This is a genomic window from Streptomyces sp. NPDC042336 (assembly GCF_055581985.1).
In genome coordinates, this window is the sequence record NZ_JBVJEA010000092.1 from 1 (window position 1) to 2381 (window position 2381).

1 protein-coding gene is annotated in these 2381 nt (G+C 60.7%); it reads left to right on the forward strand.

Annotated elements, in window-relative coordinates; genetic code table 11:
• Positions 1-517 precede the first annotated feature (517 nt).
• The gene (gene ltrA, locus ACZ6IM_RS42525) at positions 518-2287 is read left to right on the forward strand and encodes a group II intron reverse transcriptase/maturase (protein WP_461712414.1); all 1770 of its coding nucleotides are present in this window, start codon (positions 518-520) and stop codon (positions 2285-2287) included.
• Positions 2288-2381: the final 94 nt, after the last annotated feature.

A 2381-nucleotide genomic window follows, 5' to 3' on the forward strand; every position in this document is an offset into this window, starting at 1 on the left:
CCCAAGGGTTCCCTGACCATCGGGGAACGACAGGCGAGGGAAAGGCTGGACGGGTGAACCGCGTGAACCCCCGTTGATGTCTCGTAAGGTTGAAGCCGCCCGATGGTTCGCAATCAGTGGCTACAGAACCCGGCGTTGAAAGACGTCAGGCGACTCTCGGAGATTTGAGACCGGGAGGAGGACACCGCCGGTTCCGGGATAGAGGGGGCACCCACCCCAGCCGCAACTTACGTGTGTGGAACGTGGAAACCCCGTTGGAGTCCGGGCTCAGCCCGGTAAGCCGACCGCAAGGAAGGCCCAATTCCCCAGCGGGAACAGGATGGCCCAAGAAGCGAACGCCGGTCGACCGAAAGGTCAGAGGAAAACCCTGGATTCCTTCAACCCAGGCTATAACTCGCCGGATACAGGTCGTAATGGCCTGACCCGAAAGGGTGCCCACGTGGGCCGGGTAAGCCTTTGAACCATCCCGAGTAATGACGCCAGAACCTGCCGGACAAGTTAGACGCGAAGGAGGAACATGCGACAGACAGTCCCCACTGCCGGCCGCACCTCCAAAGCGAACGGACCGCAGGGCGAACCACTGGACTGGCACGGCATCGACTGGGCCAACACTGAGGGAAACGTACGGCGCCTGAGACAACGGATCTTCAAAGCGACACAGGAAGGGGACCTCAAGAAGGTCCGCAATCTGCAAAAGCTCATGCTGCGGAGCCGCAGTAACACGCTCCTGAGCGTGAAACGGGTAACGCAGCAGAGCAAGGGCCGCAAGACGGCAGGCATCGACAGGGAACGAGCACTCACCCCCCAGGCGCGAGCTCGTATGGCGGTCGACATCGACCAGGAAACCCAGCCCTGGAGAGCCAAGCCCGTCAAACGGGTCTACATCCCGAAGAGCAATGGAAAGCAACGCCCGCTCGGTATCCCGGTCATGCGCGACCGAGTAATCCAGGCGCGCGTAAAGAATGCGCTGGAACCCGAGTGGGAAGCCCGTTTCGAATCACGATCCTACGGATTTCGACCAGGACGCGGATGCCACGACGCCATCCAGGCGATCTTCAGCACCGCGAAGGGCAAGACGGCCAAACGTCAGTGGGTACTCGACGCCGACCTGGCCGCAGCGTTCGACCGCATCGACCACGACCGCCTGCTCGACGGCGTCGGCGGCTTCCCCGCCAGGGAACTCGTCCGCCAGTGGCTGAAGGCAGGCGTGGTCGACGACGGACGCTTCACTCGCACCGATGAGGGAACACCTCAAGGCGGAGTGGTCAGCCCCTTGTTGCTCAACATTGCACTTCACGGAATGGAGGAAGCCGCAGGTGTTCGGTTCGCAACCCGCAAAGGAACAGTGATGTGGGCTGCGAAGGGGACGCCGATCCTGGTGCGTTACGCCGATGACTTTGCCGTGTTCTGCACGAGCAAGGAGGAAGCTGAGACGGTCAAGTCGCGGCTTGGCGATTGGCTTGAACCCCGAGGTCTTCGCTTCAACGAAGAGAAGACGCGAATCCTTCATCTTTCCGAAGGGTTCGACTTCCTCGGCTTCAACGTCCGACGCCACGGCGACAGCCTGATCATTACGCCCAGCCAGGATGCGGTGAAGAGGATCCGGAATCGACTGCGTTCCGAGATGCAAGCTCTCCTCGGACAGAGCATCACAGTCGTACTCCGCAGGCTATCCCCGATCGTCAGGGGGTGGTCTGCGTACTACCGGACGGTGGTATCCAGCAAGACGTTCTCAGCGCTGGACAGTTACGTGTGGACGCTCACCTACAAGTGGGCCAAGCGCACCCACCCGAAGAAGTCGAAGTACTGGATCGTCAGTAAGTACTTCGGAAGACTCAACCGGTCCAAGAACAACAACTGGGTCTTCGGTGACCGCACCACAGGTGCGCACCTTCCCAAGTTCGCCTGGACCAACATCAGAAGGCACCAGTTAGTCAAGGGAAAGTCCTCGCCTGACGATCCCGCGCTCGGCGACTACTGGAGCCAACGCCGCAAGACGCGCACGCCTCCACCGATGGACAGAATCAGCCTTACTCTGGCAGCCCGCCAGAAGGGACTCTGTCCGCTCTGTGGTCAGGCGCTCATCGTCGGAGCGGAATACGAGCCAGACAGTCCACGCGAGTGGATCGACTGGTTCGACGCGATGAAGAAGCGGTTGCACAAACACCACTTCACCTACCGGCGGAACGGCGGATCTGATGAGGTCAAGAATCTTCGACTCGTGCACTCCGAATGCCACCGACAGCATCATGCGAGCGATGGCACCAACAAACAGCAGATTCTGTGAAGCCTTTGGGCTTGCTTGAGCCGTGGTGCTTGGAAACAGGCATGCCCGGTTCTGAGGGGGCCGGGTCGTGGCAACATGACCCGGCTACCCGACC

Excerpts from the sequence above, each read along its gene's own strand:
- ltrA (WP_461712414.1), top strand. The coding sequence starts at position 518 with ATGCGACAGACAGTCCCCACTGCCGGCCGCACCTCCAAAGCGAACGGA.